This is a genomic window from Chryseobacterium luquanense, from assembly GCF_026460945.1.
Lineage (GTDB): Bacteria > Bacteroidota > Bacteroidia > Flavobacteriales > Weeksellaceae > Chryseobacterium > Chryseobacterium luquanense.
The window spans coordinates 26,954-41,689 of sequence record NZ_JAOVZV010000010.1; the positions used below are offsets into that span (position 1 = coordinate 26,954).

Sequence of the window (14,736 nt, forward strand, 5' to 3'; positions counted from 1 at the left end):
GCAATCTTTCATGTTTTTGAAAATATTTAATTATTTTGGTTGCACTCGACCACTTTTTCTATCTTGTGCTCTACCCAAAGTATATCCTGTTGCACCACCGATGATGCCACCTACAACGCCACCACCAACACGGTTTTTCTTATTAACAATTGCTCCTAAAGCAGCACCACTCACTACACCGATTGCGGTACCTTTTGCAGCTTCACTGATTCCTTTTTTCTTTGCAGTTGTTCCTTGTGAAGAACTACCACTGGAAGAAGAACCTCCGCTGTTTGAAGCTGGAGCATCTCTATAAACAGTTTTTGTCTCTCTAATTACCTGTGGTTTTGAAGCAGCTGCAACTTTTGCTTTTTCAACTTCAGCTACACTGTCGGCTTTCTTTTTGGTTTCGTAAGAAAATCTCTCTCTTTCGATTGCCAGTTTTTGTTGTTCAATTTCAAGTTGTCTTACCTGAAATTCTAGTTTTTGTTGTTCTAAAGTCTTTTCGGCAACTTTATTATCATCCTTCTTACAGGCACTCAATGTTAAAACTGAAATTAAACCTGCTAAAACTATCTTTTTCATAACTCAATTTTTTCTATTTATAATTAAGCTTTGAAGCTTATATTAAAGATAATCTCAATTATGAAGCCAAGTTTTAGTTAAGGAAATGTTAAAATTAGCAAACTGTTTATAGATAAGGGAATTTGAGCAATTGTTTTTATGAGAAAATTTAAAATAAAAAAAACTCCAATCAAAGGATTGGAGTTTTCGTGAGGTGCCTAGCGGATTCGAACCGCTGTAGATGGTGTTGCAGACCACTGCCTAGCCGCTCGGCCAAAGCACCGTTTTAAGTGGTGCAAATATACTAAAATTTACTTTTTGTCCAAATTTTTTATGTGATTTCTTTTACTCCGATGTTGTCAATATCGCTTTTACTCTGTCTTTCAGCTTTATAATTTTTAATATTAACTACTCTTGTGTCACTCCATGTATCATGCCATCCGTTTTCTCCGAAAAAAGAGAGTGCATCGAAAGGAACAATTCTGGAAACTGTTCTGATTAAATATTCCTGAAAAGTAGGATTTGAGCTATCCAAACTCATTACTTTTGTTCCTGTAATATATTTTCCTACTGTTCTTCCTTTTGTAAAATATTCCATTAAAAAAATATACAAAAGATAAACTGCTGTTGTTATTAGAATATCTTGAAGTCTACTTGCTGAAGCCATTTTGTCTGTAATATTTAGAAAAAACTCAATGTTGAAAATTTCGTATACTAATAGTGAAAATGCTCCGAAAAGAAAAAATATGACGTAAATAACAATTCTGTCAATAATAAAATTGGCGAACCTAATTCCTTTTGAAGCTTTGTTATCTTCTATAATTTTTAAGTGTTTTTTCATAGTTATGTTGTTTTAGTTTTTATTAGAATCCTTTTAAAGTAAATCTCAAATTAGCATTGGTGTCAATTACAGCGGTGATTCCGAAATCATTTAAAAGAATTTTTGAAGGTTTTAAATTAAATACTTTTCCGGAAATTTTCAAACCTTTATAATATTCTTTATTAAAAGCTTCTTCAATACTTTTCTTAGACGAGTCTTCAATTTCATCGGTTGGAATTCCATATTCGTCTTCAATCATTTTTACAATTTTACCTTTGAAAAGTGAAGTGGCTAATTTTTGAAGAAAGTTGGATGTTTTAAGTTTGAATTTTGTATCAGAAAGTATGATTTTTTTCTTTATTTCATCGTAAACAGGAATGCCTGAAATAAATGCCGTTCCTTTTACATAGCCTTCCGTATCGGCTTCAATCATAATGCGGTTTGCTTCTCCATAAACTTTAATGTCAGTAATTTTTACTTTTGAATCTCTGATGTCAAATTCTTTATTTAAAAATGACTTTTTTGCAATATTAGTCGCTTCAGAAAACGGAATGTTTGCTGTTGTCTGTAAAACAAATTTATCTGCCAAAAGCGGAATGAAATTAAAATTCATCATGGCTCTTGCTGGTTGCGATGCTTCAGGTTTTGTTCCGGTAAAAGTTTCAGAGAAAATATCAATCCCGATATTGGTATCGATTTGATTTCCGTAGAATTTTAATTGAGTAATATTAACGTTAATTGGGGTGATTTTCAACCAGGTATTATATTCTTCCGAAATATTGAAAGGCTGAGAAAATGCGTTCCAAGCCAAAACTGCATATTGTTGGAAATTAAGCTGCGAAGCCATTTGTTCGTCAATTGTTTTACAGAATTTATACTGTTGCTCTTTCAAACTTGATTCGACGATCGAGGTAATGGGAATTTTTATTCTACCAAAATCTAAAACAGGTTTTTTTATCCATTTAAAACCCATTGGCTGGGTGAAAGTACTCACCGTCCAGTTATTTTTAAAATTTAGAGCAGTTTTGAAATACATTACCGTTTCAAAAGTTGTCTCTTGATAGGTGTAAACTCCCAAAGTGCCAATTCCTTTTTCTGCCCAAATTTTTAGCGGAACTTCAATCGCAATGTTTTGATTAGCATCTCCTACTAATCGTATCGGTCGGGTTTTCCAGACTTTTACCTTAAATTGATCATTATCGTTATCGGTGTAAGAATCATCCTGAAAAATCAAATCTTTCACCGAAGCGTTGATCATATTGCTGATTTCCGACAACGGAATTGTTACCGGCATTGTTATGCTCGATTTTACCTTTGGAAAACTGTAAACTATTTGATTATTTTCGGTCTGAGCAAAAATGTTAAATGAAATCAGTACGAAAAGAAAACTTAAAATTCTCACCTTAAATGTTTTTGAAAATTGAAAATTAGTTATTTTCCGTTGAACTACCCAACAAAAAACTTTTTTCAAGTTCGATACTTGCCCCTTTCATCTCACCTTTCATCGGTGGACTCGTTTTGGTAATTCTTAATTTGATGTAAGAAATCTGATTGAATTTTTCATTGATTTTGGTAATAATTCTTCCTGCAACGTGTTCCAACAATTTCGACTGAATCTTCATTTCGTTATGAATGATTTCATTGATGTCCGCATAGCTTATCGTATCATTCAAATCATCAGAAACTGCAGCATCCCACAGATCGGTATGAATTTCTGCATTTAAAATATAGTATGTCCCGATGATGTTTTCTTCAGGAAGAACACCGTGGTAAGCGTAGATTTTAACGTCTTCTAAAAATATTTTGCTCATAGTTTTTGAAATTCTAAATGTTCACCAATAAAATAATTATTTCCTAGAAATATAATTTTAAATTCATCTTTTGTTTGATCGTTTAATTTTTTTTTGTTTTTAAAATAATATGGTTCTTTTCCATATTTTAAAAGAAGATTAAAATATAAATCTAAAATATCTTCAGGGCCTTCTGAAAATAATGCATTTTGATGTCCTAATAATTGTTCTAAATTTTCGTTAGTTATATATTTTTTTGGTTGTATAAAATTATCTAATGTCAGACTATGGAGGTTATGAAATTCTATAAAGAGTTTTTCAAGATTTTCACCATAATTTTTAAAATACAATTCCTTCCAATTCTTTTTATAATGAGACAAAAGAATATGGTCTGAAAAAATAGTTATAAATGCATCAACATTTGTTGAGTCTTCAATATTATAATCTTTATAGTTTGTTATTCTTAATTTCCACTGATAATTTTCTTCTCCTTCATCTAGTAATCCCTCTAAAATTTTTATTGTGAAGTAAAACTCAATAACGTTATTTTCAAATGAAATTTTGTCAATTTTAAAAATCCCATAGTTTTCGTATTCCACTGTATCAAAGAGAGAATCTAATTCTATAGGTAAGATTTCTTTAGTGATATCAATTGCTTTCATAACTTTTTTCCATTGTAGAAGTTCATTAAAGTAAAAAAAGCGAGTAAAAACCCGCTTTGAAATTTATTTGATGCTTTTCGAAAGATCAAGCATTGCCTCAATCGGCTTCAGCGCTCTCAGTCGAAGTTCTTCTTCGATGATGATTTCCGGAAGTTCATATTTCATACACAAGTACAGTTTTTCCATTGTGTTTCTCTTCATGTAAAAACATTCTGAGCAGTTACAGCTTTCGTCAAAAACCAAAGCAGGAATCAGTTCCTTGTGTGGCGCACGTTTTCTCATTTCGTGAAGAATTCCTTCCTCAGTCGCGATAATGAATTTCTGACAGTCGTCTTGTTCCACAAAATTCAAAAGGGCAGAAGTCGAACCGATGAAATGAGCCAGTTTTAAAACAGCTTCTTCACTTTCCGGGTGTGCAATCATTTTTGCGTCAGGATTATCTGCTAACTGCTGTGCGATTCTTTCCATTGAGAAAGCTTCGTGTACGATACAGCTTCCGTCCCAAAGAATCATATCACGGCCGGTTTTTTTAGACAAATATCTTCCTAAATTTTTATCCGGAGCGAAAATAATCGATCTGTCAGTCGGTAAAGCTTCAATTACCGTTTCAGCGTTTGAACTGGTTACGATGATGTCGCTTTCTGCCTTTGTTTCCGCATTACAGTTAATATATGTTGCAATCAAAGCGTTTGGATGCTGCTCACGCATTTTTCTCAATCCTTCTCCAGAACATCCGTCTGCCAAAGAACATCCAGCCATTGTATCCGGAAGAACAACTTTCTTCGTCGGGTTCAGAATTTTTGCAGCTTCAGCCATGAAATGTACTCCGCAGAATACAATCATGTCGGCATCGGTGTCTTTGGCCTGTCTTGCCAGTTGAAGAGAATCTCCTAAGAAATCGGCGATATCCTGAATTTCTCCCGGTTGATAATAATGCGCCAATATCACGGCATTTTTTTCTTCTTTCAGTTGGAGAATGGCCTTTACCAATTCTTCTCCCTGTGGAATATCTATGTCTTTTAAATCTAAAAATCCTTTTACAGGAAGTGTAGATTTAGCTTTTTCTAATGTTTCGGTGCTCATTTCGACCTGTATTTTTTTTTTATAGAAGTTAGATTTTAGAAATTAGAAGTTAGCTGCTAATCCGAATTTACGGCTGTTTTTTACTAACTTCTAATCTCTAGCTTCTAATTTCGCCTATAAATTTTTTTATTAAACTTTCTATTTCTATTTTTGCTTGATTCAAATCGCTGTTGATCACGATTTCGTCAAATTCTATTGCGTAGGTAAGCTCTTCTTCGGCTTTTTCTACGCGGGTTTTGATGGTTTCGGCATCATCGGTGTTTCTAGTAATCAATCTCCGTTCCAACTCGGCAATCGAAGGTGGTTCAATGAAAATCGACAATGCTTTCTCTCCAAAATATTTTTTTAATGAAATTCCGCCTTTTACGTCTACATCAAAAATAACAACTTTTCCCTGATTCCAGATCTTTTCGACCTCAGATTTCAGAGTTCCGTAATATTTATCGGTGTACACTTCTTCAAATTCCACAAAAGCTTCTTCAGTAATTTTCTGTCTGAATTCATCCGGCGAGATAAAGTGATAATCAATGGCATGAATTTCACTTCCTCTCGGTTGTCTCGTCGTACATGAAATGGAAAATTCCAATTCAGGAATAGCTTCCAGAGAATGTTTTACCAATGTTGTTTTCCCGCTGCCCGACGGCGCTGAAAATATGATAACCTTATTCATTTTTTTAGTTATGAATTATGAGTTTTAAATTATGAGTTTTGAAATCCGCAAAGCGATTTATAACTCATCATTAATAATTTATCACTTTTATAAGACGTTTAACGTCTGTTCTTTTATTTTTTCCAAATCATCTTTCATCATCACGACTAGTTTCTGAATTTCAGCGTGATTGGCTTTTGATCCTAAAGTATTGATTTCTCTTCCGATTTCCTGTGAAATAAAACCTAGTTTTTTTCCGTTGAAATCTTCGTTTTCCATCACTTCAGAATAATATTTCAAATGCTGGGAAAGCCTTACTTTTTCTTCCTGAATGTCCAATTTTTCAGTAAAATATGCCATTTCTTGGTAAAATCTTGTTTCGTCAACGTTTTCAAACTCTTTCAAAGTTTTCATGTAACGTTCTTTCACGGCATCAATTCTCACCTGCTCGTAAGGAACAACTTCTGCCAAAGATTTATCGATATTTCTAATGTTTCTTTCCAGTTCTTCGTGAAGAATTTGACCTTCAGTTTTTCTGAATTCCTGGAATTTATCTACCGCATTGTTTACGATTTTCGCCAAAGATTCCCATTCTCCTTCAGTTAATTCGTCTGGTCTTGATGTTATAGCATCCGGTAATCTAACCGCCATTTTCAGGTACTCAAAGTCGGGTCCATCTGAAGCGATATTTTTAAGCTCATTCATGTAAGAATCGATCAAACTTCTGTTGATTTTTACATCATTCGTTTCTTCAAGATTCTCAATATTGATATAGCAATCTACCTTTCCACGGATGATTCTATCGTTTAGAATTTTTCTTACTTCAAATTCTTTTTCTTTATATCGTAAAGGAATTTTGATATTTAAATCAAAGCTCTTGCTGTTCAGTGATTTAATATCGATCGAAATTTTTTTTCCTTCAAAAACACCTTCGGCTCTACCGAAGCCGGTCATTGATAAAATCATAGTTTTTTATTGTCGTGCAAAGATAAACATTTAATTTAGCAAACTGGAAATATCCGTGATATAGAAAGTGAAATTATGATGAGGAAACTGAGATGTTTTTTCATTTTTAAAATGACTGTTAGCATATGAAAATATTGATTTCTGTAGTGGGAACTACCGGTATTGGAAAAACAAAACTCGCCATTGATTTAGCTCGCCAATTCAATACAGAAATTATTTCCTGTGATTCCCGACAGTTTTTCAGCGAAATGAAAATTGGAACCGCCGCGCCTTCGGAAGAAGAACTTTCGCAGGCAAAACATCATTTTATCGGTCAGCTTTCTGTAAAAGATTATTATTCTATCGGTCAGTTTGAACGTGATTCTTTGGAATTACTGGATCAGCTTTTCGAAAAATACGACATCGTCATTATGGTTGGCGGAAGCATGATGTATGAAAAAGCAGTTATTGAAGGATTAAACGATTTGCCTGAAGCCAATGACGAAAATCAGAAAAAACTGGAAGCCATCTGGAAAACTGGGGGAATCGAAAAACTTCAGGAAATGCTGAAAGATTTAGATCCTGAATATTACGAAAATGTGGATATTCACAATCAAAGAAGGTTGCTGCGGGCGATTGACGTCATTTGGCAAACCGGAAAAACATATTCTGAAAATATTTCTCATGACAAAAATCCGAGAAATTTCAAAACGATTAGAATAGGCATTGAGGCGCCACGAGAAACGATTTATGAAAGGATCAATCTGCGTGTCGATAAAATGATGGAAAACGGCTTGCTTGATGAGGCGAAAAATGTGGATGAACTAAGAAAATCTCAGGAAGGAAGAAATCTGGCATCACTGAATACGGTTGGTTATTCAGAGCTTTTTAAATATTTTGACGGCGAATGGAATCTTGATTTTGCGGTTTCTGAGATTAAGAAAAACTCCAGGAGATTTGCAAAACGGCAATTGACTTGGTATAGAAAGGAAGAGAATATTCATTGGGTCAATTATGAAAATGCACTACAAGGATCTTTGTTTTTTTTAAATGAATTGAAAGGAATTTAATGATTTAATTAATAAAAAATGCGATCCCTAAAGACCGCACTTCAAACAATATAATTAAATTTACTACTTCCATCCTCCACCTAAAGCTCTGTACAAATCTACAATACTGCTTAATCTCTGTCTTTTTACAGACGCAAGATTCAGTTCAGCCTGCAGAGAATTTCCCTGAGCGGTAATCACTTCTAAATAATTGGCCATTCCGCCTTTGTACAACATTTCGGCACTTTTAATTCCGTTTTTCAATGTTGTAACCTGTTCGCTGGCTTTTTGTTCCTGAACTTTCAGACTTTCATTAGAAACCAATGCATCAGAAACTTCACCTACTGCATTCAAAACAGACTGACGGAACGCCAAAACATTTTTCTCTCTCTGAATTTTAGCAACATTCAAATCTGTTTTCAACTGTCTTTTCTGAAAAATAGGCTGAGTCAATCCACCTAAAACAGAACCGAACAATGAAGCCGGAATTGAAAACCAGTTATCAATTTTAAACGAATTTACACCTCCGTTTGCAGTGATTTTCAATGAAGGGTACATATTTGCCTGAGCAATTCCCACGATTGAATTTGATTCCAATAAAACCAATTCCTGCTGACGGACATCCGGACGGCGACTCACCATCGCTGCAGGAAGTCCCGCAGAAATATCCTGTGGTAAAGACGTGTCGGACATTTCAATCGTTCTGTTGACTTTATTCGGATTTTCACCGACCAAAATACTCAATGCATTTTCCTGAATCGCAATATTTTGCTCCAATTGAGTGATCAAAAGTTCTGTCGATTGCTTTTGAGCAGTCGCCTGTTGAACTCCCAATGAAGTCGTATCGCCGCTTTGCCACAATTTTTCTGTAAGTGAAAGGGTATTGGTGCTTAAATCTAAATTTGATTTTGCAATCTGTAATTGTTTATCAAGCATCAATAAATTATAATAACCTTGAGCAATCGCTGCAACAACTTGTGTCTGAATTGCTTTTGTCGCTTCATAGGTCTGCAGATACTGCATTTTTGACACTTCCTGCTGGTTTTTTATTTTACCCCAAATGTCTGCTTCCCAAGATAAGTTGAATGCTGCATTATAATCTTCAACATGGCTTTGACCTAAGAATAAATTTAAGCTCTGCCCGTTCATGCTGTTCTTTGAAGGCTTTGAAATTTGAGCAGAAACTCCGAAACCAACATCAGGATATTGAAGATATTTTGCCTGTTTCAGTTTTTCCTGTGAAGAAGCGACCTGTTTTAAGGCAATTTGTAAATCGTAATTGTTTTTAATTCCTTTTTCGATTAAATTTTGCAACATCGGGTCGCTGAAAAACTGTTTCCATTCTAAGTTAGCAACGCTTGCAGTGTCTGCGGTTGCGGTATATTTGAATGTTTCGGGAAGTTCGGGTTTAGTTTCCTGATAGGCCAATTTTGGCACACAGGAAACTGCACCTAATGCAATCCCAAAAGCGATGATTATATTTTTTACTCTTTTCATAAGTCTATATATTTAAATTGATCACAAAACTTTGAGTGTTAAGCAAAGTTGTCTTTAGTAGGAGAAAATATTTTGCTTATTTTAGAAAATCTTAAAAATTAAATTTGAAGAAAAATTTTTGTGCGAATTTCAGATCTCAAAGTTTTGTAAATCATTTTTATTAATGAGCAGTTGCTAAAAGTTCTGCCTCCAATTTTTGTTTTTGAAGTCTTTTGTTCTTTCTGCTCGGCATTTTTTCATGTAAATACTGGAAGATCACAAACATTACAGGAATAATGAAAATCCCGAATACAACTCCTGTGAACATTCCTCCAACTGTACTGATACCGATAGAGTGGTTACCTTTTGCAGCCGCACCTTGTGACCAAACTAATGGAAGCATACCTACGATGAAGGCAAATGAAGTCATCAAAATCGGTCTTAAACGTAATCTTGAAGCCTGAAGAGCAGATTCAAGTAATGTTCTTCCTGCTTTTCTTCTTTGTACGGCAAATTCTACAATCAGAATCGCATTTTTCGCTAACAATCCGACGAGCATGATTAAACCAACTTGAACGTAAATGTTATTATCAATTCCTGCCAATCCTGTGAAAGCAAATACTCCGAAAATCCCTGTAGGAATTGTTAAAATAACGGCAAACGGAAGAATATAACTTTCATATTGAGCTGCCAGTAAGAAATACACAAATAAGATACTTAATGCAAAGATGAAAGTTGTTTGTCCACCAGTTTTGATTTCCTCACGGGTAATTCCTGTCCATTCATATCCGAAACCTCTTGGAAGTGATTTTTGAGCAGTTTCTTCTACCGCTTTAATCGCATCTCCGGTACTGTAACCAGGTTTTGGAGTTCCGTTAATTGTAACAGCATTAAATAAGTTGTTTCTTGTTACTGTTTCAGGTCCGAACGTTCTTTTTAAAGTAACTAATGTTTTTACGGGAACCATTTCGCCAGATTTATTTTTAACATAAATTCCTTCCAAAGAATTTGCATCCGTACGATAAGGAATATCTGCCTGAGCCATTACTCTATAATATTTTCCGAATCTATTGAAATCTGAAACGAAGCTACTTCCGTAATAGATCTGCATTGTCTGCATCAATTCTGTGATAGAAACTCCCAATTGATTAGCTTTATCTGAATCTACATCAATCGTATATTGTGGATTTCCAGCTGCGTATGTTGTAAAGGCAAATGCAATTTCCGGACGTTTCATTAATTCACCAATAAATGCCTGAGTTGTTGTTCCTAATTGTTCAAAAGAACCGTTGGTTTTATCCTGAAGCATAAATTCGAAACCGGAAACGTTACCAAATCCCTGAATGGTAGGGAAGTTGAAGAAGAATGCATTCGCATCTTTTACTTGCGCTACTTTTCCTGTTAATGCTGCTGCAATCTGGTCAGGATCTTTCATTTCGCCACGTTGCTCATAATCTTTAAGTTTAATGAAACCTGCAGAATATGGAGAAGCGTTTGCGTTACTGATAAAGTTCAGACCATCTGCAACCCAAAGGTGGTTTTTAGCTTTTTCACCGTTAATGATGTGATCAATCTGTTCAGTTGCTTTGTGTGTTCTGTCTAATGAACTTCCCGGAGGAGTGTTCACAGCATACAAGATGAAACCTTGGTCTTCTGTCGGAATAAATCCTGAAGGAGCTTTTTTAATCAAGAAAACACTTGAAGCAATAAGAAGGGCTAAACCACCAATTGCAACCCATTTATTTTTAATTAAAAATTTAAGGCTATAGATGTATTTTCTGGTCATGTTATCAAAACTTGCATTGAAGGCATTGAAAAATCTTGCTCCAAAACCTGTTTTCTTACCATGTTCACCGTGTTCTCCCTGAGGATCATTCAGGAACATTGCACATAAAGCCGGACTTAATGTTAAGGCGTTAACCGCAGAAATCAGAATTGCAATTACCAATGTAAAGGCAAACTGTCTGTAGAAAACTCCTGCAGGACCCTGCATGAAACCAACCGGAATAAATACGGCACACATCACCAATGTAATAGAGATAATCGCACCGGAAATTTCACTCATTGAGCTCATTGTGGCATGTTCCACAGGCATTCCTGTACGTTCCATTTTTGAATGGACAGCTTCCACTACAACAATCGCGTCATCTACTACAATACCAATGGCGAGGACTAATGCGAACAACGTCAACATATTAATACTGAATCCAAATAACTGAAGGAAGAAGAATGTACCTATAATCGCAACCGGAACGGCAATCGCAGGAATTAATGTAGATCTGAAATCCTGAAGGAAAATAAATACAACAATAAATACCAAAACGAACGCAATTACTAAAGTCTCAACAACCTGATGAATAGACGCATCCAGGAAATCCTTAGAATTGTACATGATGATCGGTTCAACTCCTTTTGGAAGGGTGGTTTTCATCTGATCAACCTGTTTTTCAATCTCTGTTAAGATTTCATTCGCGTTTGAACCTGCAGTTTGAAGGATGGCAAATCCGGCAACGGGCTTACCATCCACTCTGTTAGCTGCTGTGTATGTGTAAGAACCAAATTCTACTCTTGCCACATCTTTCAGTCTTAAGAAAGAACCGTCGCTGTTCGCTTTGATGGCAATGTTTTCGTAGTCTTCGTTTTTATTTAATTTACCTTTATACTTTAAAATGTATTCGTAAGTTTCCTTACTTCCTTGTCCAAGACGACCTGGAGCAGCTTCTAAGTTGTGATCTTTTACTGCTGCCAAAACTTCCTGTGGAGAAAGATTGTTAGCCGCTAATCTATCCGGTTTCAGCCAAAGTCTCATTGAATAATCTCTCGTTCCGAAAACCTGCGCCTGAGCAACCCCGGGAATACGTTGGATTTGTGGAATAACGTTGATTTTCAAATAATTCTGAAGGAAAAGCTCATCATATTGTTTTGGGTCATCACTTGATAATCCCATGAACATAATCATACTGTTCTGAACTTTCTGCGTGGAAATTCCCGCTTGTACAACCTCCTGTGGAAGCTGGCTCATCGCTTTGGATACACGGTTTTGAACGTTTACGGCTGCGTTATCTGCATCTGATCCCTGTTTGAAAAATACACTCAAGGTCATGGTTCCATCATTACTGGAATTTGATGTCATGTACGTCATGTTCTCAACTCCGTTTACCGCTTCTTCGATCGGTGTAGCTACCGAACGAGCTACAACTTCCGCGTTCGCTCCCGGATAAAATGCTGTCACCTGAACACTCGGCGGAGCAATATCCGGAAAGAGGGCGATGGGTAAATTAAAGAGGGACAATGCCCCCAATAATAAAAGTATTATGGAGATGACCGTTGAAAGTACCGGTCTTTCTATAAATTGTTTTAACATAAGAAGTTTATTTTTTAATGTCTTCTGTTTCTGAAAAGAGTTACAACGGTTTTGCTTTAAGCAAACTGTCAGAAGAAATAGGTTTTGCTTTGATAGAAACTCCGTCTTTTAAGCTACCCAATCCTACATAAACGATTTTCTCTCCCGGCTGTAAACCTTCAGAAATGAAGTAGTAGTTTTCAGTTTTCCCTGAAATTTTGATAGGCTTGCTGGTTACTTTCTGATCTTTTCCGACTACGTAAACGTAAGTTTTATCCTGAATTTCGAAAGTAGATTCCTGTGGAATTACCACTGCATTTGACATTAATTGAGGCATACGAACACGTCCTGTATTTCCTGTTCTCAATGTTCCGTTTGAATTTGGGAAAACTGCACGAACACTGATGGCGCCTGTTGTTTTATCAAATTGTCCGTCAACAATAGTCATTTTACCTTTTTGAGGATAAATACTGTTGTCAGCGATTACCAATTCTACCATTGGCATATCTTTTAATTTTTCTTCTAAAGTTGCTCCCTGATATTTATTTTGAAAAGCAATAAAATCAAGTTCACTTAAAGAAAAGTAAGCGTAAATTTCGCTGATGTCGGATAATAAAGTCAATGGACTAGGATCTGTTCTTGAAATCAGACTTCCTTTTTTGTAAGGAATTCTTCCAATGTATCCGCTTACCGGAGCTGTGATGGTTGTAAATCCTACATTGATTTTAGCACCACCAACAGAAGCTTTCGCCTGTGAAGCTGCGGCAACTGCGGCTGCATAATTTGCTTTTGCCGTTCTTAATTGTACATCAGAAACTACTTTTGCTGCAACAAGAGGTTCCAGTCTGTCAACCTCAACTTTTGCTTTTTGAATATTTGCGTTGGCAACTTGTAAATTAGCATTTGCCATATTCATTTGCTCTCCGTAAGCTCTTGAATCTATTTTGAATAAAGGTTGTCCGGCTCTTACATAAGCACCTTCTTCCACATAAATTCTATCTAAATATCCGTCTACCTGCGATCTGATTTCCACATTGTTTTTTCCTTCCAAAGCGGTTGGGAATTCCTGATATGTTGTAGCAGGAGACGAAATTACTGTATAAACGGGCAATTCAGGAGTGGGAGGAGCCATATTGCTTCCTTCGGCGGCTTTTGTGCAGTTTTGTAAAAGGATAATACTTGATATAAGTACGATAAACCTTATTTTTCCAGGTATTTTCATTTTTAATTTAAGTTTTTAATGAAGTGTTAAATTTATTAATGTTGTTGTTTGATTTGTATTCCGTTATTTTTACTAACACTGTTAATTTAATGTCAAAAAATATCGGAGCTAATTGGCGGTTTAAATTGCTATTTTCATGATGTTAAATTTAGTTTAGAATATTGAGTAGTAGACAAAAACACATGTAATATTTACTAACAGTGTTAATGTGAAGTGAAGAAAATTGCCAGCAGTAGTGATAAAAAGTTATATTTCATTTTTTAGATTTTTATTTATAAATAAATGGAAAGGATGAATTAATTACGTGTTACTTTTCCTAACGGTGTTAAGTTTGGATTCAAAAAAAATCACAAAGACTTAATGAAAGCAGTAACTGTTTCATCCAAAGTCGTCTTGTTCATCGTTGAAGGAATATCGTCATTACGCATCATCATAATCGAAATCAAACCATGCACCGCTGAAAATAATGCGTGAGAAGAGTGACATGCATTATCAGGATTTGAACCTTTTTTCTTGATAATCTCATAAGTACACTCATAAAGCATATCCTGAAAAGATGAAAATTCCTCCTTCATCATTCCTTTTCCGCTGCACTGCATTCCTAGACCAAACATCAGTTGGTAATATTCTTTATTTTTAAAAGCGAATTTCCAATACGCATCCACAATGGCAACAATTTGTTCTTCTGGAGTGTCATGTTTTTTCTGGGCTTTTAATAATTCGATATGAAGACAGTGGAAACCATTTAAAGAAATTTCAAATAAAATAGCTTCCTTGTTTTCAAAATAATCATAAACTACAGGAGCACTGTATTCAATAGCATCGGCAATTTTTCTTATCGAAAGAGACGCCCAACCTTCTGTTTTAGCCAAAGTAAAAGCCGCGTCCAAAATATTTGCACGAGTATTTTCCTTCTCTCTTTGACGACGTTCATGTACTCCCATGATTTCTTTTTTCTAACAGCGTTAGCAAAACTACTGACTTTTTACTATACTTTCCAAACAATTTTTTACTTTTAACTTTTAGTGAAGGATGAAAAAATTGTTTCATAAGTAAGTTAAATGCTGTGAGAATGGTATATTGATGTTATTTAAAATGCTTGATTTTGAAGTTATTGTAAAAATTAATATTCTCAATAGGGTAATTCAATTGGA

General features: G+C 35.2%; 13 protein-coding genes and 1 tRNA gene. 1 reads left to right on the plus strand and 13 read right to left on the minus strand.

Annotated elements, in window-relative coordinates; all coding sequences use genetic code 11:
* Positions 1-30: 30 nt before the first annotated feature.
* The 9 genes from OEA66_RS10270 to OEA66_RS10310 all read right to left on the minus strand — a co-directional run bounded on the left by OEA66_RS10270 (position 31) and on the right by OEA66_RS10310 (position 6,513).
* Entirely contained in the window at positions 31-564 is a 534-nt protein-coding gene (locus OEA66_RS10270) for a glycine zipper domain-containing protein (protein ID WP_267281288.1), read from the minus strand.
* 191 nt (positions 565-755) lie between these two features.
* Positions 756-826 (minus strand) — tRNA-Cys (locus OEA66_RS10275).
* A gap of 48 nt (positions 827-874) precedes the next feature.
* Positions 875-1,384, minus strand: a complete 510-nt coding sequence (locus tag OEA66_RS10280; RefSeq protein ID WP_267281289.1) for an RDD family protein — start codon at positions 1,382-1,384, stop codon at positions 875-877.
* A 22-nt stretch (positions 1,385-1,406) separates the two neighbouring features.
* The gene (locus OEA66_RS10285; protein ID WP_267281290.1) at positions 1,407-2,765 is read right to left on the minus strand and encodes a DUF4403 family protein; all 1,359 of its coding nucleotides are present in this window, start codon (positions 2,763-2,765) and stop codon (positions 1,407-1,409) included.
* A 25-nt stretch (positions 2,766-2,790) separates the two neighbouring features.
* Positions 2,791-3,174, minus strand: a complete 384-nt coding sequence (folB, locus tag OEA66_RS10290) for a dihydroneopterin aldolase (RefSeq protein ID WP_267281291.1) — start codon at positions 3,172-3,174, stop codon at positions 2,791-2,793.
* On the minus strand, positions 3,171-3,815 hold the full coding sequence (locus OEA66_RS10295) for a hypothetical protein (RefSeq protein WP_267281292.1): 645 nt from the start codon (positions 3,813-3,815) through the stop codon (positions 3,171-3,173). Before OEA66_RS10295 ends, folB begins: the two co-directional genes overlap by 4 nt.
* Positions 3,816-3,878: 63 nt before the next feature.
* Positions 3,879-4,898, minus strand: a complete 1,020-nt coding sequence (gene nadA / locus OEA66_RS10300) for a quinolinate synthase NadA (protein WP_267281293.1) — start codon at positions 4,896-4,898, stop codon at positions 3,879-3,881.
* Between the two features lie 97 nt (positions 4,899-4,995).
* Positions 4,996-5,568 (minus strand): guanylate kinase, encoded by a 573-nt coding sequence (gmk, locus tag OEA66_RS10305; RefSeq protein ID WP_267281294.1) that lies wholly within the window; start codon positions 5,566-5,568, stop codon positions 4,996-4,998.
* 87 nt (positions 5,569-5,655) lie between these two features.
* Positions 5,656-6,513, minus strand: coding sequence for a YicC family protein (locus OEA66_RS10310; RefSeq protein WP_267281295.1), 858 nt, complete (start codon positions 6,511-6,513; stop codon positions 5,656-5,658).
* 125 nt (positions 6,514-6,638) lie between these two features.
* Here OEA66_RS10310 and miaA point away from each other — a divergent pair, with 125 nt between their 5' ends.
* Complete coding sequence (miaA, locus tag OEA66_RS10315) at positions 6,639-7,562, plus strand: tRNA (adenosine(37)-N6)-dimethylallyltransferase MiaA (protein WP_267281296.1); 924 nt, start codon at positions 6,639-6,641, stop codon at positions 7,560-7,562.
* A 63-nt stretch (positions 7,563-7,625) separates the two neighbouring features.
* Here the strand turns inward: miaA and OEA66_RS10320 are convergent, their stop codons facing one another.
* From OEA66_RS10320 to OEA66_RS10335, 4 genes are all read right to left on the minus strand, one after another.
* Positions 7,626-9,038 (minus strand): efflux transporter outer membrane subunit, encoded by a 1,413-nt coding sequence (locus OEA66_RS10320; protein WP_267281297.1) that lies wholly within the window; start codon positions 9,036-9,038, stop codon positions 7,626-7,628.
* Positions 9,039-9,198: 160 nt separating this feature from the next.
* On the minus strand, positions 9,199-12,381 hold the full coding sequence (locus OEA66_RS10325) for an efflux RND transporter permease subunit (protein ID WP_267281298.1): 3,183 nt from the start codon (positions 12,379-12,381) through the stop codon (positions 9,199-9,201).
* Positions 12,382-12,421: 40 nt separating this feature from the next.
* Positions 12,422-13,582 carry an efflux RND transporter periplasmic adaptor subunit gene (locus OEA66_RS10330; RefSeq protein WP_267281299.1) on the minus strand — a complete coding sequence of 387 codons (1,161 nt, stop codon included), beginning with the start codon at positions 13,580-13,582 and terminating at the stop codon, positions 12,422-12,424.
* 347 nt (positions 13,583-13,929) lie between these two features.
* A complete protein-coding gene (locus OEA66_RS10335) occupies positions 13,930-14,526 on the minus strand; it encodes a TetR/AcrR family transcriptional regulator (protein WP_267267294.1) in 597 nt (198 codons plus the stop codon).
* Positions 14,527-14,736: the final 210 nt, after the last annotated feature.

Coding starts and splice junctions, on each gene's coding strand:
- OEA66_RS10270 (WP_267281288.1), bottom strand. CDS start 564: ATGAAAAAGATAGTTTTAGCAGGTTTAATTTCAGTTTTAACATTGAGT.
- OEA66_RS10280 (WP_267281289.1), bottom strand. CDS start 1,384: ATGAAAAAACACTTAAAAATTATAGAAGATAACAAAGCTTCAAAAGGA.
- folB (WP_267281291.1), bottom strand. CDS start 3,174: ATGAGCAAAATATTTTTAGAAGACGTTAAAATCTACGCTTACCACGGT.
- OEA66_RS10295 (WP_267281292.1), bottom strand. CDS start 3,815: ATGAAAGCAATTGATATCACTAAAGAAATCTTACCTATAGAATTAGAT.
- nadA (WP_267281293.1), bottom strand. CDS start 4,898: ATGAGCACCGAAACATTAGAAAAAGCTAAATCTACACTTCCTGTAAAA.
- gmk (WP_267281294.1), bottom strand. CDS start 5,568: ATGAATAAGGTTATCATATTTTCAGCGCCGTCGGGCAGCGGGAAAACA.
- OEA66_RS10310 (WP_267281295.1), bottom strand. CDS start 6,513: ATGATTTTATCAATGACCGGCTTCGGTAGAGCCGAAGGTGTTTTTGAA.
- miaA (WP_267281296.1), top strand. CDS start 6,639: ATGAAAATATTGATTTCTGTAGTGGGAACTACCGGTATTGGAAAAACA.
- OEA66_RS10320 (WP_267281297.1), bottom strand. CDS start 9,038: ATGAAAAGAGTAAAAAATATAATCATCGCTTTTGGGATTGCATTAGGT.
- OEA66_RS10325 (WP_267281298.1), bottom strand. CDS start 12,381: ATGTTAAAACAATTTATAGAAAGACCGGTACTTTCAACGGTCATCTCC.
- OEA66_RS10330 (WP_267281299.1), bottom strand. CDS start 13,582: ATGAAAATACCTGGAAAAATAAGGTTTATCGTACTTATATCAAGTATT.
- OEA66_RS10335 (WP_267267294.1), bottom strand. CDS start 14,526: ATGGGAGTACATGAACGTCGTCAAAGAGAGAAGGAAAATACTCGTGCA.